22 protein-coding genes are annotated in these 22,818 nt (G+C 68.4%); 7 read left to right on the top strand and 15 right to left on the bottom strand.

Going from position 1 to position 22,818, the window contains the following annotated elements; translation table 11 throughout:
• Positions 1-382: 382 nt before the first annotated feature.
• Both ACWHMB_RS02475 and ACWHMB_RS02470 read right to left on the bottom strand, forming a co-directional pair.
• Positions 383-1,192 (bottom strand): PhaM family polyhydroxyalkanoate granule multifunctional regulatory protein, encoded by an 810-nt coding sequence (locus tag ACWHMB_RS02475; protein WP_377481858.1) that lies wholly within the window; start codon positions 1,190-1,192, stop codon positions 383-385.
• Between the two features lie 63 nt (positions 1,193-1,255).
• A complete protein-coding gene (locus tag ACWHMB_RS02470) occupies positions 1,256-1,774 on the bottom strand; it encodes a copper chaperone PCu(A)C (RefSeq protein ID WP_377481861.1) in 519 nt (172 codons plus the stop codon).
• Between the two features lie 100 nt (positions 1,775-1,874).
• Between ACWHMB_RS02470 and ACWHMB_RS02465 the strand changes: the two genes are divergently transcribed.
• Positions 1,875-2,525 (top strand): glutathione S-transferase family protein, encoded by a 651-nt coding sequence (locus ACWHMB_RS02465; protein ID WP_377481864.1) that lies wholly within the window; start codon positions 1,875-1,877, stop codon positions 2,523-2,525.
• A 54-nt stretch (positions 2,526-2,579) separates the two neighbouring features.
• On the opposite strand, the gene ACWHMB_RS02460 is transcribed toward ACWHMB_RS02465, so the two are convergent.
• The gene (locus ACWHMB_RS02460) at positions 2,580-3,404 is read right to left on the bottom strand and encodes an enoyl-CoA hydratase/isomerase family protein (protein ID WP_293221342.1); all 825 of its coding nucleotides are present in this window, start codon (positions 3,402-3,404) and stop codon (positions 2,580-2,582) included.
• 116 nt (positions 3,405-3,520) lie between these two features.
• Here ACWHMB_RS02460 and ACWHMB_RS02455 point away from each other — a divergent pair, with 116 nt between their 5' ends.
• Positions 3,521-4,114, top strand: a complete 594-nt coding sequence (locus ACWHMB_RS02455; protein WP_293221340.1) for a MarC family protein — start codon at positions 3,521-3,523, stop codon at positions 4,112-4,114.
• A 9-nt stretch (positions 4,115-4,123) separates the two neighbouring features.
• On the opposite strand, the gene ACWHMB_RS02450 is transcribed toward ACWHMB_RS02455, so the two are convergent.
• Together ACWHMB_RS02450 and ACWHMB_RS02445 are read right to left on the bottom strand one after the other, a co-directional pair.
• Positions 4,124-5,095 (bottom strand): Bug family tripartite tricarboxylate transporter substrate binding protein, encoded by a 972-nt coding sequence (locus ACWHMB_RS02450; RefSeq protein ID WP_377481870.1) that lies wholly within the window; start codon positions 5,093-5,095, stop codon positions 4,124-4,126.
• Positions 5,096-5,150: 55 nt separating this feature from the next.
• Positions 5,151-6,161: a fumarylacetoacetate hydrolase family protein gene (locus ACWHMB_RS02445; protein ID WP_377481872.1), complete on the bottom strand. Its 1,011-nt coding sequence runs from the start codon at positions 6,159-6,161 to the stop codon at positions 5,151-5,153.
• 134 nt (positions 6,162-6,295) lie between these two features.
• On the opposite strand from ACWHMB_RS02445, the gene ACWHMB_RS02440 reads away from it, so the two are divergent.
• The gene (locus tag ACWHMB_RS02440; protein WP_377481875.1) at positions 6,296-6,577 is read left to right on the top strand and encodes a BTH_I0359 family protein; all 282 of its coding nucleotides are present in this window, start codon (positions 6,296-6,298) and stop codon (positions 6,575-6,577) included.
• Positions 6,578-6,624: 47 nt separating this feature from the next.
• On the opposite strand, the gene ACWHMB_RS02435 is transcribed toward ACWHMB_RS02440, so the two are convergent.
• Positions 6,625-7,743, bottom strand: a complete 1,119-nt coding sequence (locus ACWHMB_RS02435) for an AbrB family transcriptional regulator (RefSeq protein WP_377481878.1) — start codon at positions 7,741-7,743, stop codon at positions 6,625-6,627.
• A gap of 17 nt (positions 7,744-7,760) precedes the next feature.
• Here ACWHMB_RS02435 and ACWHMB_RS02430 point away from each other — a divergent pair, with 17 nt between their 5' ends.
• The gene (locus ACWHMB_RS02430; RefSeq protein ID WP_377481881.1) at positions 7,761-8,627 is read left to right on the top strand and encodes a ChaN family lipoprotein; all 867 of its coding nucleotides are present in this window, start codon (positions 7,761-7,763) and stop codon (positions 8,625-8,627) included.
• A gap of 15 nt (positions 8,628-8,642) precedes the next feature.
• Here the strand turns inward: ACWHMB_RS02430 and ACWHMB_RS02425 are convergent, their stop codons facing one another.
• The 6 genes from ACWHMB_RS02425 to ACWHMB_RS02400 form a co-directional block, all read right to left on the bottom strand.
• On the bottom strand, positions 8,643-9,365 hold the full coding sequence (locus tag ACWHMB_RS02425) for a peptidylprolyl isomerase (protein WP_377481884.1): 723 nt from the start codon (positions 9,363-9,365) through the stop codon (positions 8,643-8,645).
• Positions 9,365-10,069, bottom strand: a complete 705-nt coding sequence (gene narI, locus ACWHMB_RS02420) for a respiratory nitrate reductase subunit gamma (protein WP_377481887.1) — start codon at positions 10,067-10,069, stop codon at positions 9,365-9,367. The genes ACWHMB_RS02425 and narI overlap by 1 nt, the downstream gene beginning before the upstream one ends.
• A 16-nt stretch (positions 10,070-10,085) precedes the next feature.
• Positions 10,086-10,739 carry a nitrate reductase molybdenum cofactor assembly chaperone gene (narJ, locus tag ACWHMB_RS02415; protein WP_293221326.1) on the bottom strand — a complete coding sequence of 218 codons (654 nt, stop codon included), beginning with the start codon at positions 10,737-10,739 and terminating at the stop codon, positions 10,086-10,088.
• Positions 10,739-12,280: a nitrate reductase subunit beta gene (gene narH, locus ACWHMB_RS02410; RefSeq protein ID WP_377481890.1), complete on the bottom strand. Its 1,542-nt coding sequence runs from the start codon at positions 12,278-12,280 to the stop codon at positions 10,739-10,741. The genes narJ and narH overlap by 1 nt, the downstream gene beginning before the upstream one ends.
• Positions 12,277-16,044, bottom strand: coding sequence for a nitrate reductase subunit alpha (locus tag ACWHMB_RS02405; RefSeq protein ID WP_377481893.1), 3,768 nt, complete (start codon positions 16,042-16,044; stop codon positions 12,277-12,279). The genes narH and ACWHMB_RS02405 overlap by 4 nt, the downstream gene beginning before the upstream one ends.
• A 263-nt stretch (positions 16,045-16,307) precedes the next feature.
• A complete protein-coding gene (locus tag ACWHMB_RS02400) occupies positions 16,308-16,796 on the bottom strand; it encodes a hypothetical protein (protein ID WP_377481896.1) in 489 nt (162 codons plus the stop codon).
• A gap of 132 nt (positions 16,797-16,928) precedes the next feature.
• Between ACWHMB_RS02400 and purU the strand changes: the two genes are divergently transcribed.
• Complete coding sequence (gene purU / locus ACWHMB_RS02395; RefSeq protein ID WP_377481900.1) at positions 16,929-17,777, top strand: formyltetrahydrofolate deformylase; 849 nt, start codon at positions 16,929-16,931, stop codon at positions 17,775-17,777.
• Between the two features lie 241 nt (positions 17,778-18,018).
• On the opposite strand, the gene ACWHMB_RS02390 is transcribed toward purU, so the two are convergent.
• The 3 genes from ACWHMB_RS02390 to ACWHMB_RS02380 form a co-directional block, all read right to left on the bottom strand.
• Positions 18,019-18,603: an SLATT domain-containing protein gene (locus ACWHMB_RS02390; protein WP_377481903.1), complete on the bottom strand. Its 585-nt coding sequence runs from the start codon at positions 18,601-18,603 to the stop codon at positions 18,019-18,021.
• On the bottom strand, positions 18,581-19,459 hold the full coding sequence (locus ACWHMB_RS02385; RefSeq protein WP_377481906.1) for an SMODS domain-containing nucleotidyltransferase: 879 nt from the start codon (positions 19,457-19,459) through the stop codon (positions 18,581-18,583). The genes ACWHMB_RS02390 and ACWHMB_RS02385 overlap by 23 nt, the downstream gene beginning before the upstream one ends.
• 360 nt (positions 19,460-19,819) lie before the next feature.
• Positions 19,820-20,509: a YggS family pyridoxal phosphate-dependent enzyme gene (locus tag ACWHMB_RS02380; RefSeq protein ID WP_377481909.1), complete on the bottom strand. Its 690-nt coding sequence runs from the start codon at positions 20,507-20,509 to the stop codon at positions 19,820-19,822.
• Positions 20,510-20,560: 51 nt separating this feature from the next.
• Between ACWHMB_RS02380 and ACWHMB_RS02375 the strand changes: the two genes are divergently transcribed.
• Both ACWHMB_RS02375 and ACWHMB_RS02370 read left to right on the top strand, forming a co-directional pair.
• The gene (locus ACWHMB_RS02375; RefSeq protein WP_377481912.1) at positions 20,561-21,604 is read left to right on the top strand and encodes a type IV pilus twitching motility protein PilT; all 1,044 of its coding nucleotides are present in this window, start codon (positions 20,561-20,563) and stop codon (positions 21,602-21,604) included.
• Positions 21,605-21,673: 69 nt separating this feature from the next.
• Positions 21,674-22,810, top strand: a complete 1,137-nt coding sequence (locus ACWHMB_RS02370) for a PilT/PilU family type 4a pilus ATPase (RefSeq protein WP_377481915.1) — start codon at positions 21,674-21,676, stop codon at positions 22,808-22,810.
• The last annotated feature ends 8 nt before the right edge of the window (positions 22,811-22,818 follow it).

The raw sequence follows: 22,818 nt of genomic DNA, 5'->3' as shown, positions 1-22,818 counted from the left end.
TTCGCAACGCGGGGGCGGCCGGCAGGCGCCCCCCACCTGCGGCGCCCGGCCAGCGATCACCGGCACCGTCAATTACTATCAATTCAATAGCTTGCCGCGCTTGTTCACCGGGCGCCAGCGAGCTATTTCGCTCTTGATCGCCGCAGCATGACGCTTTCCGCGCCGTCCCCGCGCCAGCGGGTCACCGGGCTGTCGGTGGCGCAGCTGATCAGCTGAGGCTGCGTGTTCTACGGCTTCGCGCTGTTCATGGAGCCGGTGGAGCGCAGCCTGGGGCTGGAGCGGGCGCAGTCCTCGCTGGCCTTCAGCCTGGCGCTGCTGTGACGGACGCAGGCGCTGCAAGCCACAACGCCCAGCCTTGAGCGCCGGGCGCCGCGACCTGCGCTCAGATCTTTTCTGGCGGCGTGGGCAGTGGCCAGCCGAGCAGGCTGCGCGGCTTGGGCGCGGGCGCCTTGGCGGCGGCCTTTCGGGCGGGCGTTTTGCGCGCGACCTTCTTGCGCTTGGTCGCAGCGGCCTTCCTGGCGGGCGCCGCGGGTTTCGGCGCGGCGGCGGGGGCATCGGCCGGTGCCAGGTCGGCCGGCTCGGCGGCCGGCATGGCGCGCGCTGCCTCGCGCAGGGTCTGGGTGGCGATCTGCTGAAACTGCTGGGTCAGGGCGCCCCACCACTGGATCGGGTCGGTCACGCCGGCGCCGGCCGGCGCGGCAGTGGCCGGGGCCTTGGCGGCGGCCGGGCGGCGCGGCGCCTTGGCGGGCGCGGCCGCCTTCGGCTCATCGGGTTCGGCGGGCTCGGCTTCTGGCGCTGGCGCGGCGGCGCTCTTGTCCGCATAAGGCCAGCCGCTGCCGCCCTCGGAGGCCGGCGCCGGCGCCGCCGTGGACGGCGCGGCGGGCGGCATGGTGAAGGCCTGCGCCACCTCGGCCATGCTCAGGTTCATGCCCCGCAGCGTGAGCAGGGTCATCTTCTGCACCTCCAGCGCCTGCACGGTGGCCTTGAGCGCCAGCAGGTTCTGCTCCAGCCAGAACTGCACGGTCTTCAACTCGGAAATGCGCTGCTCCAGCTCCTCGACGTTGACCGTGGGCGCCACCCAGTGGCTCAAGCCCGTGGCCGCCGCACCGCCCGCGTTGCCGGCGGTCAGCTGCTGCAAAAACTCGAACCCCGGAATCAGCTTGCCGAAGGCAAACGGTGTCTGCTCGCTCATGCTCTCGCTCCTCGCGCGGACCAAGCCTCGCCTGGGCGCAGCTTAGCGCAGGCACGGCGCAAGTCAACGCCCGTGCATGGCGCCGTGTCCCATGCCCTGCCCCATGGCACTGCCGCCCAGCGCGCGCACCGGCACCTGCACCTCGAGCTGCGAGCTCGCGCCCTGGGCGTCGCGCAACTGCAGCGTCAGCGGCAGCGTGGCGCCGGCCGTCAGCGGCGCCTTCAAGTCCAGCAGCATGACGTGCACGCCGCCCGGCTTGAGCGTCACCGCCTGGCCCGGCGGCAGGGCCAGCGTGGCCAGCGGGCGCATGCGCATCACGTTGCCGTCCATCGCCATCTCGTGCAGCTCGGCCGTGGCCGCGGGCGAGGACACGCCCACCAGCGTGGCGCCCTGCGGCGCGGTCAGGGTCATGAAGGCCCCGCTGGCGCCCTGGCCGGGCACGGTGGCGCGCGCCCAGGCGTCCTGCACCTGCACCACCGGCGGCTGGGCCTGGACGGCGCCGGCCGCCAGGGTGCTCGCCAGCGCCCACAGCGCCGCGCGTCGAGAAAGCTTGCCGAACATGGTCACCTCGCTGCGAATCATCGGCCGATGATACGGCGCGTCCGGTCGGCGACCGGCGTGGCGGCCCGCAGGCGTTAGGCTTGACGCCCTGTCCAACCCCCACCCGTCCGGAGGATGTCCCGTGCTCGAACTCGTCGGCTTCGCGGCCAGCAACTACTACAACGTCGTCAAACTCGCGCTGCTTGAAAAAGGCGTGCCGTTCGAGGAAAAACTGGCCTGGATCGGCGAAACCGACCCGGCCGCCAGCCCGCTGGGCAAGGTGCCCTACCTGCTGACCGAGCAGGGCCCGATCAGCGAATCGACCGTGATGCTCGAATACATCGAGGCGCGCTACCCCGGGCACCCGCTGCTGCCGGCCGACCCCTATGCAGCCGCCAAGGCGCGCGAGCTGCTGCGCCATCTGGAGTTGCACCTGGAGCTGGTAGCGCGCAACCTCTACCCCGCGGCCTTCTTCGGCGGCCAGGTCAGCGACACGCTCAAGCAAAAGATCAAGCCGCAGCTGCAAAAGAACATCGCTGCCTTCGGCCGGCTGGCGCGCTTCGCGCCCTTCGTCGGCGGCACCACGTTCACGCTGGCCGACTGCGCCGCCGCCGTGCACCTGCCGCTGGTCGCCAGCTGCAGCAAGATCGTCTACGGCGAAGACCTGCTGGCCGCGCTGCCGGTGAAGGACTACCTCCAGCGCATGGGCGAGCGCCCCAGCGTGCAACAGGTCAACGCCGACCGCAAGACCAACACCGCGGCCATGCTGGCACGGATGAAGGCGACGGCCTGATTCGTTTTATATCAAATCGGGCTGCAGCGCCCGCTGACCAAGCGCTGACAGCTATTATTTTGATAGTTCACTGTAGCGCGGCGCACGGCGCTCGCGCAGGCTGGCGATGCCCTCGTGCACCTCGCTGCCGCCGAAGCCCATGAATTCGAGCGCCAGCGAGGTGTCGAACGTCGGCCCGGCCTGGCGGTACCAGTTGTTGAGCGAGTATTTGGTCCAGCGGATCGCGCTCTGGGCGCCGGCAGCCAGCTTGTCGGCCACCTCGTAGGCCTTGGCCAGCAGCTGATCGTCATCGACGGCCAGCGACACCAGGCCGATGCGCTCGGCCTCCTCGCCACTCACGGCCTCGCACAGCAGCAGGTGGTACTTGGCCTTGGCCATGCCGCACAGCAGTGGCCAGCAGATGGCGGCGTGGTCGCCCGCGGCCACGCCCAGGCGCGTGTGGCCGTCGACGATCTTGGCCGACCTGGCGGCGATCGACACGTCGGCCAGCAGGCCCGCCACCAGCCCCGCGCCGACGGCCGGGCCGTGCATGGCGCTGACGACGGGCTTGTCGCAGTTGATGATGTTGTAGACCAGGTCGCGCGCCTCCTTCCATACGCGCGAGCGCACGGCGAAGTCGCTGGCCATGTCCTGCACCAGGGCCAGGTCGCCGCCGCCCGAAAAGCCCATGCCCTCGCCGCGCAGCACGGCCACGCGCACGCTGTCGTCGCGGTCGATGTCGCGCCAGATTTCACTCAGCTCCCAGTGGCCTTCATGGCCGGCGGTGGGCAGCTTGCCGTTCTTGGCCTTCATCTGCAGGTCGAGCACGCAGCCGCCGTCGCCGCGGCGCGTGATGTTGAGAGTCTGGTAGCGGCTGTAGTCGATGGCGGGAGCGGTCATGGCATGGTCCTTTCTCTGGGTGGGGTTGACGGGAATGAGCCGCCCCGATCGTAGCGGCGCCGCCCGCCCGCGCATTGCACAATGCCGGCCAGCGCCACCCTTGCCGGCGCCCCGCCATGAGCTACACCTTCGTCTCGGCCACCATCTTGCTGCTGCTGATCACCGACCCGCTGGGCAACATCCCCATCTTCGCCAGCGCGCTGAAGGCGGTGCCGGCGGCGCGCCGCCCGCGCGTGATCCTGCGCGAGGTGCTGATCGCCTTCGGCCTGCTGCTGGCCTTCATGTTCGTGGGCGACGCCTTCCTGCGTGTGATGAACCTGTCGCAGCTGGCGCTGCAGCTGGCCGGCGCGGTGGTGCTGTTCCTGATCGCGCTGCGCATGGTGTTTCCGCCGCCGCCGGTGCCGGACGAGGAGGCCGCCGCCGAGCCCCTGATCGTGCCGCTGGCGGTGCCCGCGCTGGCCGGGCCGTCGGCGCTGGCCACCGTGCTGCTGCTGGTCAGCCAGGCGCCCGAGCGGCGCTGGGAATGGGTGGCCGCGCTCAGCGTGACCATGGCCGTGTGCGCGCTGGTGCTGGTGCTGTCCGAGCGCATCCAGCGCTGGGTCGGCGCGCGCGTGCTGCAGGCCTTCGAGCGGCTGATGGGCCTGATCCTGGTGGCGGTGGCGGTCGAGATGCTGCTGCGCGGCCTCAAGTCGCTCGCGCCGCAGCTCTGACCGTCGGCGTCAATCCAGCTTGACGCCCGCCGACTTGATGACCGGCCCCCAGCGCCTGGCCTCGGCGCGCGACATGTCGAAGAACTGCTGCGGCGTGCCGGGTTGGGCCTCCATGCCATAGTCGTGCATGCGCTGCACGACCACCGGCGCCTTCAGCGCGGCGTTGAGGGCGCCGTTGAGCTTGGCCACCACGTCGGCCGGCATGCCGGCCGGGCCCAGCAGGCCCTGGAAGGCGTAGACCTCGCTGTCCTTCACGCCGCTTTCGGTCAGCGTCGGCAAATTGGGCAGCTGCGGCACGCGCTGGGCCGAGCCGATGGCGAGCGCGCGCACCTTGCCGCTTTCGATGGTGGGCAGGCCCGCGGGCAGATCGAGGAACATGCAGTCCACCTGCCCGCTCATCACGTCCTGCATGGCCGGCGCCGCGCCGCGGTAGGGGATGTGGGTGACGAAGGTGCCGGTGCGGTTCTTGAACAGCTCCATCGCCAGGTGGTGCGGCGAGCCATTGCCCGGCGAGGCGTAGTTGACCTTGCCCGGATGCGCGCGCACGTAGGCCAAGAACTCTTTCAGCGTCTGGGCCGGAAACTTCGGCGTGACCACCAGCGCCAGCGGAAAGCGGCCGAACGCGCCGATGTAGGTGAAGCTCTTGGCGGGGTCGAAGCGCAGCTTGGAAAACAGGTGCTCGTTGTAGGCCAGGATGGCGTTGTCGGCCGACATGACGGTGTAGCCGTCGGGCTTGGCCGTGGCCACCAGCTCGCCGGCAATGTTGGTCGAGGCGCCCGGGCGGTTGTCGACCACGATCACCTGCTGGTTCAACCCCGGTCGCATGGCTTCGGAGATCACGCGCGCCAGCGCGTCGGTGCCGCCGCCGGCCGGATAGGGCACCACCCAGCGAATCTGCTGCGTGGGCCAGCCGCCTTGCGCGTGCGCCCAGGGCGCCGCCAGCGCGGCGGGGGCCAGTGAAATGAAGTGTCGGCGGTGCATCAGCTTGTCTCCTTGCTTGTGGTTTGTGGTGGTGAACGAAAAATCGAAGGAGCCATCAGGGCGCCAGCGGGCTGACCTGCTGGTCGATGGCGCCGAACAGCGACTGGCCACCCTTGCCCTTCATCTCGATGCGCACGCGGTCGCCAAAGCGCATGTACTCGGTCTTGGGCGCGCCATCCTGCAGGGTTTCCATGGCGCGCTTTTCGGCGATACAGCCATAGCCCCGGGGCCATTCGCGGCGACCGTTTTGCTCCACCCCCGGGTTGCTGACGGTGCCGCTGCCGACGATGCTGCCGGCACGCAGGCGGCGCGTGCGCGCGGCATGCTGGATGAGCTGGCCGAAGTGAAAGCGCATGTCGGGCCCGGCCTCGCACAGGCCCACCTTGCGGCCGTTCCAGCTGGTCTGCAGGGCCAGGTGCACGCGCCCGCCCTGCCAGGCTTCGCCCAGTTCGTCGGGCGTGACGGCCACCGGGCTGAAGGCGGTGGCCGGCTTGCCCTGCACCAGGCCCAGGCGGGTCTCGACCTCGCCGGCGATCAGGTGGCGCAGGCTGACGTCGTTGGCCAGCATGACGAGGCGAATGGCGTCCAGCCCCTGCTCGGGCGTGGCGGCCATGGGCACATCGGCGGTGATGACGGCCAGCTCGGCCTCGAAGTCGATGCCCATGGCCTCGTCGGGCACGATGATGGGGTCGCAAGGGCCCAGAAAGTCGTCGCTGCCGCCCTGGTACATCAGCGGCTCGGTGTAAAAGCGCTCGGGCACGTCGCTGCGGCCGGCGGCGCGCACCAGCTCGACGTGGTTGAGGTAGGCCGAGCCGTCCAGCCACTGGTAGGCGCGCGGCAGCGGCGCCATGCACTGGGCCGGGTCGAACGCGAAGGGGTGGCGCGCGCGGCCGTGGTTGAGCGCGTCGGACAAGTCCTGCAGCTGCGGCGCGATGAAGTTCCAGTCGTCCAGCGCCTGCTGCAGCCGGCTGGCGATGCCGGTGGCGTAATGCGCCGTGCCCAGGTCGCGCGAGACCACCACCAGCTGCCCGTCGCGCGAGCCGTCCTTGTACGTTGCCAATTTCATGGGCTGCGAGTGTAGGCTCTGGTGAACGGGGATAAACCCTGCCAAACCCTGTCGGCCTTGAAAACCGCTGGTTCGTTCTTATCTGCATGGGGCACACTGGTGCATCCACTTCCTGAAAGGCCCACGCAAAATCCATGAACACGCTCTACGACTCCGACGGCTTCGTGGTGGTGCACCTGCTGCCCGACGAGCCCGCGCGCGCCGACGACGACGCGGGCGAGCCCACGCTGGCGCGCCACGGCTTCGAGATCGTGGACAAGCGCTCGGGCAAGGAGGTGTACCTGGACGGCTTGTGGGCCGAGCTGTTTCAGCGCCGCATCACCGAGTGGCAGCAAAACACCCCCACGCAGGAAGAGGTGGAAGACACGCTGGAAGGCTACGCCGAACTGGCGCAAAACCCGGTCGTGCTGCACTGAGGGGCTGACGCCCACCCAGGCTGGGCACAACCAAAGAAGGGGCCGCGTCAGGCCCCTTTTTCATGCACGGGCGCCGCCCGTCGCCGCTCCAGCCAGCCGAACAGGGGCTCGGCCAGCAGCAGCACGGCCACCAGCCGGCACACCTGAAAGGCGGTGACCACCGCCACGCCCAGTTGCAGCACCTGCGCGGTGATCGCCATCTCGGCGATGCCGCCGGGCGCGGTGGCCAGCATCAGCGTCACCGGGTGCAGGCCGGTCAGCCCCGCCAGCAGCGCGGCAAAGCCGGCGCACAGCGCGATCATGCCCAGCGTGCCGAGGGCGGCGGCCGCCAGCCAGCGCGGCGCGGTGCGCAGGAACGGGCGCGAAAAGCGCACGCCCAGGCTGACGCCGATCACCAGCTGCGCCGCATTGGTCAGCGCCTTGGGCACGGCCGAGGCATGCACGTCGGCCATGGTCAGGGCCATGGTCACCAGCAGCGGGCCGATGAACCAGGGGTTGGCGCGGCGCGTGCGGCCCATCAACCAGGCGCCGGCGCCGGTGGCCAGGCCCAGCCACAGCAGGCCCGGCCATTCGGCGGCGGCGCGGCCGGGCGGCGTGGCGTCCAGCGCCGGCAGTTGCCAGTGCTGGCGCGCCCACTGCATGGCAAAGGGCAGCACCAGCACCACCACCGTCATGCGCACGCTGTGCGCGGCGGCCACCAGGTCGGCGCGGGCGCCGGCGCGCTCGGCCAGCAGCGTCATCTCCGACGCGCCGCCGACCGAGCTGGCGAACCAGGCCGTGGCGCGCCGCTGCGCGGGCGTCAGCTCGGCGCCGGCCGCGCCCAGCGCCCGGTCCATCCAGCCGCCGAACAGCACCCCCAGCCCCAGCGCGAACAGCACCGCCAGCGCCACCGCCCACCACAGGCCCAGCACCAGCGCCGTCACCTGCGGCGTGAAGTACAGGCCCAGCGCCGCGCCGATGACCCATTGCCCGGCGTTGCGCAGCCGGGTGCTGCTGACCGCGGGCAGCCCGGCCATGCGCGCCGCCGCCGTGACCAGCAGCGGGCCGATCATCCACGGCACCGGCACGCGGGCGCGCACCGCCAGCAGAGCGGCCCCGCTGGCCAGCGCCAGCGTCAGGCCGACGCGCAGCCAGCGCCTCACCGCCTCGTGATGCATCTCCGCCATCGGCTTAGTATGGCGTGATGCGCCGCTTCACCCTGCTCGCCACCGCTGCCCTGGCCGCCCTGCTGCTGGCCGCCTGCGCCACGCCGGCACGGCTGAGCCCGGCCGACCAGGCCCGGCTGGACGCCCGCCTGAACGCCCTGCTGCCCACCGACGTGCTGCTGCTGGGCGAGCAGCACGACGCGCCCGAGCATCACCGGCTGGAGCGCGCCACGGTGCAATGGCTGGCCGCGCGCGGGCGGCTGGCGGCGCTGGTGCTGGAGATGGCCGAGCAGGGCCACGACACGGCCGGCCTGCCGCGCAGCGCCAGCCAGGCCCAGGTGCGCCGCGCGCTGGCCTGGGACGAGGCCGGCTGGCCCTGGGACACCTACGGCCCGGTGGTGATGGCGGCGGTGCGCGCCGGCGTGCCGGTGTGGGGCGCCAACCTGCCGCGCGCCGAGATGCGCCAGGCAATGCAGGACGCCAGCCTGGACACGCGCCTGCCGCCCGCCGCCTGGGCCGAGCAGCAGCGCCGCATCCGCGAAGGCCACTGCGACCTGCTGCCCGAAGGCCAGATCGTGCCCATGACGCGCATCCAGATCGCGCGCGACCGAGCCATGGCCGAGACCGCGGTGCGCGCGCTGCAGCCGGGCCGCACCGTGCTGCTGGTGGCCGGCAACGGCCATGTGCAGCGCGGCCTCGGCATTCCGGAGTACCTGCCTAACAATATCAAGTCAAAAGTGGTCTCAGCCCAGGCAGAGCAAGCGCGAGCAGCTATCAATTCAGGATATTCGGCGATCCAGGCCGAAGCCGGCGCCGACCAGGTCTGGCCCACACCGCCGCTGCCGCCACGCGACCCCTGCGCCGAATTGCGCCAGCACTTCAAGCCCGCCGACGCGGCCCGATAGGCGCGGCGCCGAGGGCTATTGCACCAGCGGCGAGGCCGCGGCGTCCAGCGCCACGCCGTCCAGCTCGGCCTGGCCCGCCAGCACGCGCACGTACTGGCCGAGCGCGCGCCGCTCGGCGGCGTTGCGCAGCTCGGCCGCCACCCGTTCGCGCACCGCCTCGAAAGGCAGCTGCTCGCCCGGCACCCGCTGGTCGACCGCGACGATGTGAAAGCCGTAGCGCGTGTTGACCAGACCGGGCAGCACGCCCAGCTGCACGCCGTTGAACAGTGCCTGCTCGAACTCGGGCACGGTGGCGCCACGCTGCAGCTGGCCGAGCTGGCCGCCCTGCGCGCCCGAGGGGCAGTTGGACTGGCTGCGCGCCCGCTGCTCGAACAGCTCGGGCTGCGCCATCAGCTCCTTCAGCGTGCGTTCGGCCTGCGCGCGCACGGCCGGCACCGGCGTGCCGGGCGTGACCTGAAACAGGATATGGCGCGCATGCACCAGCTCGCCGTTGCGGTAGCGCGGCAGGTGGGCGTCGTACCAGCGGCGGCATTCGGCGGGCGTGGGTTCGGGCACGCCGACTTCGCGCGCCAACAGCTGCTCGATGGCCTCGGTGGTGGCCTGGGCGTCGGCGCCCTCGGCCAGCAGCTGCAGCGCCTGCGCGCGCTGGCGCAGCAGCTCGTGCACGGCGGCCAGCTGCGGGCTGGGCCAGTCGGCCGCATCCACCGCGATGCCGTTGACGGTGATGGACTCCGGCATCAGTTCAGGCTCCCGCCGCGCTTGCGCACGATCTGGTGCGGGCGCACCAGGTAGGCCAGGGTGCCCACGCCGCTCCAGATGTGCACCATGCGCGTGAAGGGCGACACCAGGAAGATGGTGAAGCCCAGCAGGATGTGCAGCTGGTACACCCAAGGCACGCCCTGCACCAGCTGGGCGTTGTCGCCGCGCAGCAGCACCACGCCCTGCACGTAGGCCACCAGGCGCTCGAACATCGCCCCATCCATGTGCTGCGCCGACAGCGGCACGGTGATCACGCCCAGCGCCAGCTGCAGCCACAGCATGGCGATGACGGCGATGTCCCATCGGCGGCTGTTGCCGCGGATGCGCTGATCCGACAGGCGCCGGTGGATCAGCAGCGTGGCACCGACCAGGGCGATGACGCCCGAGACGCCGCCCACCCCCATGGCCAGCAGCTGGTGCTGGCTGGGGCTCATCAGCCACATCACCAGCGGCTCGGGCATCAGAAAGCCGACGAAGTGGCCCAGGATCACCATCAGCACGCCGTAGTGAAACAGGTTGCTGCCCAGCTTGAGCTGGCCGTTGCGCAGGATTTGCGAGGAGTCGCTCTTCCACGAATAGGGTTCGCGGTCGAAGCGCACCAGGCTGCCCAGCAGCAGCACGACCAGGCAGATGTAGGGGTAGAGACCGAACAGGAAGGCGTTGAGCGGGGCAGGCAGGGTCATGGTGAACGCTCCGGAATCAGTCGATGGCTTGCTTGACGCGGTGCACGGTGAGCGGTTGCGGCCGGCCGGCCGGCGGCTCGAAGGCGGGGCGCTCTTCCCAGTCGCGGTCCAGGTCTTCGGGTGCGGCGGCCGGGACGTGCGCGTCCAGCCCCTTCTGGCCGGCCAGCGCCAGCAACGCCGCCGGCACCGCAGCATGGCGGCTGCCGCGCTGCGCCAGCGCCTGGCCCAGCGCGCGCAGCACGTGCGCGCATTCGCCGATCAGCTGCGGCGTTTCGGCCGGCTCGCAGCAGCTGAGGTATTCCAGCAGCACGGGCAGGTGGTCGGGCAGCTCGACGCCGGCCAGTTGCAGACCCACGCGCTGGTAGCGCTCCATCAGCTCCAGCATGGCGGGTCCGCGCTGGCGGTCGTCGCCGTGCACGTGCTCGAACAGGTTGAGCGAGGTGGCGCGACCATGGTCGAACAGCTCGACGTAGCGCGCCTGCACCTCCAGCAGTTCGCCTTGCCCCAGCTCATCGACCAGGGCTTGGAGCCCTGCTTTCTGACGCGCGTCCCAGCGGCGCTCGGCGCGCAAGGCCTGGGCGATCTCGGGCAGCGCGGCACGCAAATCGTCGTCGGGGTAGGCCAGCAGCGCGGCCAGCGCGCGCAGCGTGGTGGCGTGGGTGCGGGGCATCAGGTGTCCTCGTCCACCAGGCGGATCGGGATCATCTTGCGCCGACCCATCTTGCCGCCGAACAGGCCGGCCTTGGCGTCGATGCCGTCGCAGCCGTTGCCGAAGGTGAAGCCGCAGCCGCCGCGCAGCTGATAGGCGTTCTCGACCTCCTCGCGGTGCGAGGTGGGAATGACGAAGCGGTCCTCGTAGTTGGCGATGGCCAGGTAGCGGTGCATGGCCTCGACCGTGGCCGCGTCCAGGCCCACGCTGGCCAGCAGGCCCGCATCCTGCGGCTGGCCCAGCTGCCGCGCGCGAAACCAGGCGCGCATGGCCAGCATGCGCTTGAGCGCGCCGGCCACCGGCGCCTCGTTGCCGGCGGTCAGCAGGTTGGCCAGGTAGCGCACCGGAATGCGCAGCGAATCGACGTCGGGCAGGCCGTGCTCGGTGCTGCCCACGGCGCCGGCGTTGGCGTGCGCGGTGATGGGCGACAGCGGCGGCACGTACCACACCATGGGCAGGGTGCGGTATTCGGGATGCAGCGGAAAGGCGATCTTCCACTCCACCGCCATCTTGTAGGTGGGCGAGTTCTGCGCCGCCTCGATCCAGGCCTCGGGCACGCCGTCGGCCAGGGCCTGGCGCTGCACGGCAAGGTCGTGCGGGTCGAGAAAGACGTCGAGCTGGGCCTGGTACAGGTCGTTCTCGTTCTCGACGGCCGCCGCCTCGCCGATGCGGTCGGCGTCGTACAGCAGCACGCCCAGGTAGCGGATGCGGCCGACGCAGGTTTCCGAGCACACGGTGGGCAGGCCGACCTCGATGCGCGGGTAGCAGAAGGTGCATTTCTCGGCCTTGCCGCTGACCCAGTTGTAGTAGATCTTCTTGTAGGGGCAGCCCGACACGCACATGCGCCAGCCACGGCACTTGTCCTGGTCGATCAGCACGATGCCGTCTTCCTCGCGCTTGTAGATCGAGCCGCTGGGGCACGAGGCCACGCAGGCCGGGTTCAAGCAGTGCTCGCACAGGCGCGGCAGGTACATCATGAAGGTGTTCTCGAACTGCCCGTAGATGTCCTTTTGCACCGCCTCGAAGTTGTAGTCCTGGCTGCGCCGGCTGAACTCGCCGCCCAGGATTTCTTCCCAGTTGGGCCCCCATTCGATCTTGTCCATGGTGCGACCCGACACCAGCGAGATCGGGCGCGCCACCGGCGCGGTGGGCAGCTCGGGCGCGGTCTGCAGGTTCTCGTAGTCGAAGGTGAAGGGCTCGTAGTAGTCGTCGATCTCGGGCAGGTTGGGGTTGGCGAAGATGCGCGCCAGCACGCCCAGGCGCCCGCCTTGCTTGAGCACCAGCTTGCCGCGCGGCGTGAGCGCCCAGCCGCCCTTCCAGCGCTGCTGGTTTTCCCAGTCCTTGGGGTAACCGATGCCGGGCTTGGTCTCGACGTTGTTGAACCAGGCGTACTCCATGCCCTTGCGCGAGGTCCACACGTTCTTGCAGGTGACCGAGCAGGTATGGCAGCCGATGCACTTGTCCAGGTTCAGCACCATGGCGACTTGCGCGCGTATCTTCATGTCCGTGCTCCCGCGCCGGTGGCGCCCAGTTCGCGCTCGCGCGCGGCGCGCTGCACGTGGTCCATCCAGTCGATGCGGGCCATCTTGCGCACCACCACGAAGCCGTCGCGGTCATTGCCGACCGGGCCGTAGTAGTTGAACTTCCAGGACAGCTGGGCGCAGCCACCGATCATCTGCGTGGGCTTGACCAGGATGCGCGTGACCGAGTTGTGGATGCCGCCGCGCATGCCGGTGATCTCCGAGCCCGGCACGTTCACGATTTTTTCTTGCGCGTGGTACATCATGCACATGCCCTCCTGCACGCGCTGGCTGACCACCGCGCGCGCGGTGAGCGCGCCGTTGGCGTTGAAGCACTCGATCCAGTCGTTGTCCGCGATGCCGACCTTTTGGGCGTCGACCTCGGACAGCCACACGATGGGGCCGCCGCGCGACAGCGTCAGCATGATGAGGTTGTCGGTGTAGGTGCTGTGAATGCCCCACTTCTGGTGCGGGGTGAGAAAGTTGAGCGCGATCTCGGGGTTGCCATTGGACTTAAGCCCCAGCACCGCCTTGACCGAGCGCGTGTCCAGCGGCGGGCGATACAGCGCGAAGGCCTCGCCGTAGTCGCGGATCCACGGGTGGTCGAGGTAGAAGTGCTGGCGCCCCGTCAGGGTGTGCCAGGGCACGCTTTCGTGCACGTGGATGTAGTGGCCGCTGTAGCTGACCTCCTCGCTCATCAGGCCCGACCAGGTGGGCGCGGTGATGGCCTTCTTGGGCTGCGCCTGCAGGTCGCGAAAGCGGAACTTCTCGCGCGCGCGATCGGCGGCCAGGTGCGCATGCGCGCGCCCGGTGTGGGCCGACAGCGCCTCGAAACCGCGCACCGACAGCGCGCCGTTGCTGATCGGGTCGAGCATCAGGATGGTCTCGCAGGCGTCGATGTCGCTGTCGATGCGCGGGCGCCCCTGGGCCGGGCCGGCGGTCACGGTCTGGTTGAGCGCGGCCAGCGCCGCCACCTCGGGCGCGTTGTCCCACTGCAGGCCGTGGCTGCCGGAGCCGAGGCTGTCCAGCAGCGGGCCGAGCGCGGTGTAGCGGTCGTAGGTGGCGGGGTAGTCGCGCTCCACCACCACCACGTCGGGGCCGGTCACGCCCGGCACCAGCGGGCACTGGCCCTTCTTCCAGTCGGCCACCTCGAAGGGCTGCGCCATCTCGCCCGCGCTGTCGTGCAGGATGGGGCGCAGCACCACGTCCTGCTCGCGGCCCAGCCGGCCCACGGCCAGCTCGGAAAATTTCCTGGCGATGGCCTTGTAGATCTCCCAGTCGCTGCGCGACTCGTACACCGGGTCGACGGCGGCGGTGAACGGGTTGATGAAGGGGTGCATGTCGGTGGACGAGAGGTCCTGCTTCTCGTACCACGAGGCGGTGGGCAGCACCACGTCGGAATACAGCGCGGTGGTGGACATGCGAAAGTCCAGCGTCACCACCAGGTCCAGCTTGCCCTCGGGCGCCGGGTCGCGCCAGCGCACTTCCAGCGGCTTTTGGCCACCCTGCGCGCCCAGGTCCTGCCCCTGCAGGCCGTCGCGCGTGCCCAGAAAGTGCTTGAGGAAATACTCGTGGCCCTTGCCGGACGAACCCAGCAGGTTGGAGCGCCACACGAACAGGTTGCGCGGAAAGTTGGCCGGGTGGTCGGGGTCCTCGCAGGCCAGCGCCAGGCGGCCCGACTGCAGGGCCTCGACCACGTAGGCCTTGGCGTCGACACCGGCGGCCGCGGCATCGCGCGCCACCTGCAGCGGATTCTTGCCCAGCTGCGGCGCCGAGGGCAGCCAGCCCATGCGCTGCGCGCGCACGCTGCAGTCGACCAGCGAGCCGGTCTGCCGGCTGCGGTCGGCCAGCGGCGAGAGCAGGTCGGCCATGCCCACCGTTTCATAGCGCCACTGGTCGGAGTGCAGGTAGAAAAAATCGGTGCCCGCCATCTGGCGCGGCGGACGCACCCAGTCCAGCGCGAAGGCCAGCGTGGACCAGCCGACCTCGGGGCGCACCGCCTCCTGCCCCGTGTAGTGCGCCCAGCCGCCGCCGCTTTGCCCCACGGTGCCGCACAGCATCAGCATGTTGATGATGGCGCGGTAGGCCACGTCCTGGTGGAACCAGTGGTTCATGCCCGAGCCGATGATGACCATCGAACGGCCCCGGGTCTTCTCGGCGTTGTCGGCAAAGCCGCGCGCCACCTCGATCACCTGCGCGGCCGGCGTGCCGGTGATGCGCTCCTGCCACGCGGGCGTGTAGGGCACGTTGTCTGCGTAGTCTTTGGCGCAGGCGCCGCCCAGGCCGCGGTCGACCCCGTGGTGCGCGCACAGCAGGTCGAACACGGTGGCGACCATGACTTCGCCGGCCTGGGTCGCCAGCTTGCGCGCGGGCAGCTTGCGCAGCAGCACCTCGTCCTGCGCGTTGGCGGTGTAGTGCTCGTTGGCCACGCCGCCGAAGTAGGGAAAGGCGACGTCCAGCACCGCGTCGCTGCGCTCGATCTCGGTCAGCGACAGCGTGATGTCGCGCCCATCGACGGCCTTTTCGTCGAGGTTCCACTTGCCGTGGTCGACGCCGTGGTGGTCGGCCCAGTGAAAGCCCATCGAGCCGCGCGGCGCCACCGGCCGGCCGTCGGCATCCAGCCCCACCGTCTTCCAGTCGGCATGCTCGGGCGTGCCCAGCGCGCCGTCGAAGTCGCTGGCGCGCAGGTAGCGGTCGGGCACCCAGCGCGCGCCGTCGCGGCGCAGGGTGACCAGCATCGGCAGGTCGGTGAAGCGGCGGCCGTAGTCCTGGAAATACGGCACCCGGCGGTCGATGAAGAACTCGCGCAGGATCACGTGCACCATGGCCATGGCCATGGCGCCGTCGGTGCCCTGCTTGGGGTGCAGCCAGACGTCGGACAGCTTGGCGACCTCGGAGTAGTCGGGGCTGACGCCGACGATGCGCGTGCCGTTGTAGCGCGCCTCGACGAAGAAATGCGCGTCGGGCGTGCGCGTCTGCGGCACGTTGGAGCCCCAGGCCATGATGAAGCCCGAGTTGAACCAGTCGGCCGACTCGGGCACGTCGGTCTGATCGCCCCAGACCTGCGGGCTGGCCGCCGGCAGGTCGCAGTACCAGTCGTAGAACGAGAGCATGCTGCCGCCGATCAGGCTGATGTAGCGCGCGCCCGCGGCGTAGGACACCATGGACATGGCCGGAATCGGCGTGAAGCCGGCAATGCGGTCGGGCCCGTACTGCTCGATGGTGTGGATGTTGGCCGCCGCCACCAGCTCCAGCGCCTCGTCCCACCGGGCGCGCACGAAACCGCCCAGACCGCGCATGGCCTTGTATTCGGGGCCCTCGGCCTGGTTCATCAGCGCGGCCCAAGCCTCGACCGGCGCCAGCGTCTGGCGCAGTTCGCGCCAGCGCTTGATCAGGCGGCCGCGCACCATCGGGTACTTCAGGCGGTTGGCGCTGTAGAGATACCACGAGTACGAGGCGCCGCGCGCGCAGCCGCGCGGCTCGTGGTTGGGCACGCCCTCGCGCGTGCGCGGGTAGTCGGTCTGCTGGATCTCCCAAGTGACCACGCCCTGCTTGACGTGGATCTTCCAGCCGCAGGAGCCGGTGCAGTTGACGCCGTGGGTGGAACGCACCACCTTGTCGTGCGACCAGCGGTTGCGATAGCCGTCTTCCCACTGGCGGGCCTCGGTGCGCAACTCGCCCCAGCCGGCGGCGAACGGCTCGCGCTCACGCGTGAAGTAACGCAGACGCTCCAGAAACTGTCCCATGGCCCGATCCTCGGCGGATGTTGGTATCGGTGGTCACCGAGCCCATCCAGCCGCGTGCGGTCATGGCCACCGCCCTGCTGTCAGCCCGCCCAGTCGGCCATCGCTGCGATCATGGTGCTGCCGGGAAACAGTATGGCCAGTTCTGCGCTTGGCATCAAACCCATGGACGTGGTCAGGGCATTTGGCGACAGCACCTCGTGCGAGTGCCGCCGGCGCATCGGAGTTCCATCGGGCGCGACAAATTCGTCGGCGGCGGCGCTGGTTCAGTGGCGATACGGGTTGTTGGGCCGCCGGTCGTAACGGTCGGGCACGCCGTCCCGATCGCGGTCGCGGCGATGGCGCGCGCGATCGTGGCCGCGCCCTCGGTCGCGGTCGCGGTCGCGCCACTCGCGCTCGCGCCAGTGGGGCGGGCCGGCATGCACCGGGCGCCGCTCCCAGCGCTGCGGCCGGTACACCCAGCGCGGGCCCTCGGCCACCCAGGCGGGCGCCACGTAGGCATAGCCCGGCCGCGCCGCCAGCCAGTAGCCCCGGCGCCAGACGTAGTTGCCATGCGCCCATTCGTAATGCCCCGGCGCCCAGACGTAGCCGGGGCGCGCCATCGGCATCGGCTCGGGGCGCGGCGGCGGGGGCGGGCCGATCTGCACCGAGAGGTAGGCCTGGGCCTGCGCCGCGGTGGGCAACGCCAGGGCGCCGATCGAGGCCGCCAGCACGGCGGCGGACAGCAGGGCGGGTTTGACCAGGGTGCGCAACATGGTGGGATCTCCTCTTGAACCAATCGGCCCCCATTTCAACGCATGAAGCGCGTGGCGGCCGTAAACCGCAGGCAAAGCCGTGCAAAAGAATGAGCCGGCAGGCCCGCGAGGCCCCTGCGACAATCGGCGCCGATGCAAGACACCTACATTCTCACCCTGTCCTGCCCGGACCGACCGGGCATCGTGCATGCCGTCTCGGGCTTTTTGCTGGAGCACGGCGGCAACATCGAGGAAGCGGCGCAGTTCAACGACGCCGGCAACGGCCTGTTCTTCATGCGCGTGCAGTTCTCGTGCGCGCCCGGCAGCCCCGACGCCCTGCGCGAGGGCCTGGGCGGGCTGGCCGAGCGCTTCGGCATGCGCTGGCAACTGCACCCGGCCAGCCAGCCCATGCGCACCGTGATCTTCGTCAGCCGCGAGGGCCACTGCCTCAACGACCTGCTGTTTCGCTGGAAGTCGGGCCTGCTGCCACTCGACATCCGCGCCATCGTCAGCAACCACCGCGATTTCTACCAGCTGGCGGCCGGCTACAACGTACCCTTTCATCACATCGCCGTCGGCAAGGCCAACAAGGCGCAGGCCGAAGCGCGCCAGATGGAGATCATCGAGAGCGAGGGCGCCGAACTGGTGGTGCTGGCGCGCTACATGCAGATCCTGTCCGACGAGCTGTGCCAGCGCCTGGCCGGGCGCGCCATCAACATCCACCACAGCTTTTTGCCCAGCTTCAAGGGTGCCAAGCCGTATTACCAGGCGCATGCGCGCGGCGTCAAGCTGATCGGCGCCACGGCGCACTATGTGACCGCCGACCTGGACGAAGGCCCCATCATCGAGCAGGACGTGGCCCGCGTGGACCACAGCAAGAACGTGGAAGACCTGACCGCCATTGGCCGCGACACCGAAAGCCAGGTGCTGGCGCGCGCCGTCAAGTGGCACAGCGAGCATCGGGTGTTGCTGTCGGGGCAGCGCACAGTGGTGTTTCGATAGGGCGGGCGCTGGAAACGGTTGAGCGCTGGGGTATTTTGACGGTGGCTCTTGCGAGTCTCCGGCGATCGCACTCGGCCAAGAGCGGCCAGTCGAAACGCGACAACGAATGACCGCTTCAGGCTGGTCAAAAGCGCTCGTCGTTATCACCCAGTCGACTGCTTTGGACGCTGCACCAGACATTTCCGGTTCTGATTTTTTACGTCGGACTTGTCGGTCGAACTCCCGGGCCGCGGCGTCTAGACTAGAGTTGCTTCTGTTTCGTGCTCAGCTGCTTGGGAAGCATTTTGTTGAGCTCTTCGTCGGTGAAGAAGAGCTCCTCAGAATCTTTGAGCGCCTTCTGTGCAGCGGCATAGGCCTTGGCATTAGTGCGTGGCGCGGCTTTGTAGATGTCCTCTAGCGCTGCGTTCAGCCGGTCGCGCTCTCGCCGCACCTCGTCCATAGATCGACCATCTTGAAGATCCACCAGCAGGCTGAGCAACGCTTCTCGCGCACCCCAGAGCTTAGCGCCCACTTCGGTGTGGAGTTGGCCCTGCTCGCCGAGCGACGCTTCCTTAAAATACAGCGTGAAGCCAAGCAGGATAGCCGACAGGATGGCCCCGATGATGGTGCCAATCGGCTTGTCACCGAAGATAGCAATCAGGAGGCTACTGGCGGTCGCCGCCGACAACACGATTTCCGCGATCTTGATACGCTTGTAGCGGGCGACATAGTTATCCGCCATCTTCTGATGGGTCTTGTGCGTGTACGCTGCTCGTCCATACATCTCACGCAGCTGACTATCTAGGGCACTGGTCAATGTTTGACTAACTAGGGAAGGCGCTGCCATAAAGTCCTCGGTAGATCTGCTTTGCCGTGTAGTCGTATTTGTGCTGCTGGTTGTCGATAGCTTCCCGGGTGCGAAGCTCACCTTGCCGGGCCTTGTACTGAAAGCCACTGCCATAGACCCTTGAGCCACTGCCCGGCGCGGACCAGTAGGTCTGCGTTGTGTTTTGGCCAGCCAAGAACTCGAAGAAGTCCCGGGTCATCCAGTCGTAATAGACATAGGACTTGTCTCGGTATTGCCAGGCTCCGATGAACTGATAGGCCAGCGTGTCGATGAGCATGCCGCTCATAGGAACATTGTTCTGGTCGCGCCAAGCGCGAGTCATGCGGGCGAGTTCGACGAGGTTTCCGTTGCACGCACTGTTCCGAGTGCTAAATGCTGCCATCTCCTGCTTCGGCTGACACGTGCGCCAAGAGCCGCCGCCGTTAGAGTCCGCGAACGTGTACCCGTCTGCTTTGTTGAGGAATGCTGGAAGCACCTCGAACGTCACACCGTCATTGAACGCGATCACGACAACCTGTCCGTCGCCGCCGATCTTGCTCGTCGGATAGGTCTGCTGGATGGAGGTGCGAACGTGTGCGAGCAGTGCCGACTGCCCGTTGCCCTGGTACTTGTCGAACCGTTCGTACAGCACCGCTGGAAGCTCATAGAGCAAGTCAACGTCGCTGACACTCGGGATTGCCGTTGAACGACCATACGAACCTACGTAGAAGCGGTAGCTTGTCTTTGAAGCCAAGCTACGCAGGTCGGCATTCAACTGCCCGACGATTCGGCCCGTCCGGTAGGCGAACGATCCGCGCTCGTTCGCGCCTATGCGGATGTTTCCACAGAAGCCCTGAAACCATTCTCCAACGCCCATCCTGCCCCTCCAACAGTTATCTCCCTCAAAACGGCGGCCGTCAAAGCATCGAGCTGCGCGCCTGCCACGGGCGCGTATTCTCGCGTTTCCGGGCCTCCGTTCGACAAGGTAGAGCGTCTGCCATAAAAAGTCTGGGAGCGGCTTGACGCGGCCGGCTCTGAACTCTGTCACCTCTGCAGAGCTGCCGGTTATGAATGGCGCCTGATGGGCAAGAGCCGCAGTAGGCGCTATCAAGTTGACGGACAACACCCGCTGCAAACCGGCCGTAGCACCAGACCATCGACCAACCACAACGGGTCGACCTCGACCGCCGCGCAAACCTTGGCCCCACTGCCCTGACTCGCCTTCGCACGCCTGGACCTACCTGACGTCGCGCAAGCCAAAAATCGCCGTGCCCACCCGCACCATCGTGCTGCCGGCGGCAATGGCGGCTTCCAGGTCGGCGCTCATGCCCAGCGACAGGGTGTCCAGGCCCAGCCCGGCGGCGTTCATGTGGTCAAAAATGGCTCTGGCGCGCATGTGGACGGCGCGAGCAGCTTCGAAATCAGGAGCATGTTCGGGGATTGCCATCAGCCCGCGCAACCTCAATCGCGGCAAGCTGGCCACGGCGCGCGCCAAGGCCAGGGCCTCACCGGGGGCCACGCCCGACTTGTTGGCGCCGCCGTCCACATTGACCCGGATGCACACCTGCAGGGGCGGCAGCTCGGGCGGGCGCTGGGCCGACAGGCGCTCGGCGATCTTCAGGCGGTCCACCGTGTGCGCCCAGGCAAAGTGCGTGGCCACCCCGCGCGTCTTGTTGCTCTGGATGGGGCCGATGCAGTGCCACTCGATGGGCAGATCGGCCAGCAAGGCCATTTTTTCGACCGCTTCCTGGATGTAGTTCTCGCCAAAGGCGCGCTGGCCGGCGGCAAAGGCCTCACGCACGGCCTCGGGGCCGAAGGTTTTGGAGACCGCCAGCAGCGCGACATCCTGCACGTTTCGCCCGCTGGCCTGGCAGGCCGTTGCGATTCGGGTACGAAGCTGTTGGAGATTGCGCTCAATCATCGTCATAATCGCCCGAAAGTATCAAACTGCAACCATCCAACCGCTCGCAGAGGCCCCGTGGACATCACGCAATTGCTGGCATTCAGCGTCAAGAACAACGCCTCCGACCTGCACCTGTCGGCCGGGCTGCCGCCCATGATCCGCGTGCACGGCGACGTGCGGCGCCTGAACGTGGAGCCGCTGGACCACAAGAAGGTGTTCGCGATGCTCTACGACATCATGAACGACACCCAGCGCAAGGTGTACGAAGAAAACCTGGAGGTGGACTTTTCGTTCGAGATCGAGGGCCTGGCGCGCTTTCGCGTCAACGCCTTCAACCAGAACCGCGGCGCCGCCGGCGTGCTGCGCACCATTCCCAGCAAGATCCTGACGCTGGAGCAGTTGGGCGCGCCCAAGATCTTCGGCGAGCTGGCGCTGAAGCCGCGCGGCCTGGTGCTGGTGACCGGCCCCACGGGCTCGGGCAAGTCGACCACCCTGGCGGCCATGGTCAACCACCTGAACGAGATGGAATACGGCCACGTGCTGACGGTGGAAGACCCGATCGAGTTCGTGCACGAGTCCAAGAAGTGCCTGATCAACCAGCGCGAGGTGGGGCCGATGACGCACAGCTTTGCCAACGCACTGCGCTCGGCCCTGCGCGAAGACCCCGACGCCATCCTGGTGGGCGAAATGCGCGACCTGGAGACCATCCGTCTGGCCATGACGGCGGCCGAGACCGGCCACCTGGTGTTCGGCACGCTGCACACCTCCAGCGCGGCCAAGACCATCGACCGCATCATCGACGTCTTTCCGGCCGAGGAAAAGGAAATGGTGCGCGCCATGCTGTCCGAATCGCTGCAGGCCGTCGTCTCGCAGACGCTGTGCAAGCTGAAGGACGGCTCGGGCCGCGTGGCGGCGCACGAGATCATGATCGGCACGCCGGCCATCCGCAACCTGATCCGCGAGGCCAAGGTGGCGCAGATGTACTCGGCCATCCAGACCGGCCAGGGCATGGGCATGCAGACGCTGGACCAGACGCTGACGGACCTGGTGCGCCGCAACGTCATCAGCTCGGCCGAGGCGCGCGGCAAGGCCAAGATTCCGGAAAATTTTCCTAATTGATTTTTCAAGCCGAATCGACCTATAGCCCGCACCAATCAAGCGCAAACAGCTATTGATTCAGGAGTTCACATGGAACGCGACCAGGCCAGCAAATTCATCAACGACCTGCTCAAGCTGATGCTCACGCGCCAGGGCAGCGACCTGTTCATCACGGCCGACTTTCCGCCCGCCATCAAGGTGGACGGCAAGATCGCCAAGGTGTCGCCGCAAAACCTGACGCCGGCGCACACGCTGGCGCTGGTGCGCGCGGTGATGAACGACAAGCAGGCGGCCGAGTTCGAGCGCACCAAGGAATGCAACTTCGCCATCGCGCCGGCGGGCATCGGGCGCTTTCGCGTCAACGCCTTCGTGCAGCAGGGCAACGTGGGCATGGTGCTGCGCGTGATCCCGGCCGAGCTGCCCACCATCGACGGCCTGGGCCTGCCCAAGATCCTGAAGGACGTGGCCATGAGCAAGCGCGGCCTGGCCATCATGGTGGGCGCCACGGGCTCGGGCAAGTCGACCTCGCTGGCGGCCATGGTCGACTGGCGCAACATCCACAGCCAGGGCCACATCATCACGGTGGAAGACCCGGTCGAGTTCGTGCACCCGCACAAGAACTGCATCGTCACGCAGCGCGAGGTCGGCCTGGACACCGACGACTGGGAAGCGGCGCTGAAAAACAGCCTGCGCCAGGCGCCCGACGTCATCCTGATGGGCGAGATCCGCGACCGCGAGACCATGGAGCACGCCGTGGCCTTTGCCGAGACCGGCCACCTGTGCCTGGCCACGCTGCACGCCAACTCGGCCAACCAGGCGCTCGACCGCATCATCAACTTCTTTCCGGAAGAGCGGCGCGCCCAGCTGCTGATGGATTTGTCGCTCAACCTGCGCGCCCTGATCTCGCAGCGCCTGATCGGCAAGCAGGATGGCAAGGGCCGCACGGCGGTGATCGAGATCATGATCAACTCGCCCTTCATCTCCGACCTGATCTTCAAGGGCGAGGTCGGCGAGATCAAGGAGGCGATGAAGAAAAGCCGCGAGCTGGGCATGCAGACTTTCGACCAGGCGCTGTTCGACGCCTTCGAGGCCAACCTCATCACCTACGAGGACGCGCTGCGCAACGCCGACTCGGCCAATGACCTGCGCCTGCAGATCAAGCTGACCAGCAAGCGTGCCAAGACGCTGGACCTGGCCGCGGGCACCGAGCACCTTCAAATCGTCTGACCCCGGCC

It is taken from the genome of Ottowia pentelensis (assembly GCF_964341695.1).
The sequence above is the reverse complement of the archived record's forward strand: the minus strand, read 5'-3'. Positions and strand labels throughout refer to the sequence as shown.

Bases quoted from the DNA above. Each gene is read 5' to 3' on its own strand.
- ACWHMB_RS02460 (WP_293221342.1), bottom strand. From the start codon at position 3,404: ATGACCGCTCCCGCCATCGACTACAGCCGCTACCAGACTCTCAACATC.
- ACWHMB_RS02370 (WP_377481915.1), top strand. From the start codon at position 21,674: ATGGAACGCGACCAGGCCAGCAAATTCATCAACGACCTGCTCAAGCTG.
- ACWHMB_RS02405 (WP_377481893.1), bottom strand. From the start codon at position 16,044: ATGGGACAGTTTCTGGAGCGTCTGCGTTACTTCACGCGTGAGCGCGAG.
- ACWHMB_RS02385 (WP_377481906.1), bottom strand. From the start codon at position 19,459: ATGGGCGTTGGAGAATGGTTTCAGGGCTTCTGTGGAAACATCCGCATA.
- ACWHMB_RS02430 (WP_377481881.1), top strand. From the start codon at position 7,761: ATGCGCCGCTTCACCCTGCTCGCCACCGCTGCCCTGGCCGCCCTGCTG.
- narJ (WP_293221326.1), bottom strand. From the start codon at position 10,739: ATGCCCCGCACCCACGCCACCACGCTGCGCGCGCTGGCCGCGCTGCTG.
- ACWHMB_RS02390 (WP_377481903.1), bottom strand. From the start codon at position 18,603: ATGGCAGCGCCTTCCCTAGTTAGTCAAACATTGACCAGTGCCCTAGAT.
- narI (WP_377481887.1), bottom strand. From the start codon at position 10,069: ATGACCCTGCCTGCCCCGCTCAACGCCTTCCTGTTCGGTCTCTACCCC.
- ACWHMB_RS02475 (WP_377481858.1), bottom strand. From the start codon at position 1,192: ATGAGCGAGCAGACACCGTTTGCCTTCGGCAAGCTGATTCCGGGGTTC.
- ACWHMB_RS02470 (WP_377481861.1), bottom strand. From the start codon at position 1,774: ATGATTCGCAGCGAGGTGACCATGTTCGGCAAGCTTTCTCGACGCGCG.
- ACWHMB_RS02455 (WP_293221340.1), top strand. From the start codon at position 3,521: ATGAGCTACACCTTCGTCTCGGCCACCATCTTGCTGCTGCTGATCACC.
- ACWHMB_RS02440 (WP_377481875.1), top strand. From the start codon at position 6,296: ATGAACACGCTCTACGACTCCGACGGCTTCGTGGTGGTGCACCTGCTG.
- ACWHMB_RS02435 (WP_377481878.1), bottom strand. From the start codon at position 7,743: ATGGCGGAGATGCATCACGAGGCGGTGAGGCGCTGGCTGCGCGTCGGC.
- purU (WP_377481900.1), top strand. From the start codon at position 16,929: ATGCAAGACACCTACATTCTCACCCTGTCCTGCCCGGACCGACCGGGC.
- ACWHMB_RS02425 (WP_377481884.1), bottom strand. From the start codon at position 9,365: ATGCCGGAGTCCATCACCGTCAACGGCATCGCGGTGGATGCGGCCGAC.
- ACWHMB_RS02445 (WP_377481872.1), bottom strand. From the start codon at position 6,161: ATGAAATTGGCAACGTACAAGGACGGCTCGCGCGACGGGCAGCTGGTG.
- ACWHMB_RS02400 (WP_377481896.1), bottom strand. From the start codon at position 16,796: ATGTTGCGCACCCTGGTCAAACCCGCCCTGCTGTCCGCCGCCGTGCTG.
- ACWHMB_RS02380 (WP_377481909.1), bottom strand. From the start codon at position 20,509: ATGACGATGATTGAGCGCAATCTCCAACAGCTTCGTACCCGAATCGCA.
- ACWHMB_RS02450 (WP_377481870.1), bottom strand. From the start codon at position 5,095: ATGCACCGCCGACACTTCATTTCACTGGCCCCCGCCGCGCTGGCGGCG.
- narH (WP_377481890.1), bottom strand. From the start codon at position 12,280: ATGAAGATACGCGCGCAAGTCGCCATGGTGCTGAACCTGGACAAGTGC.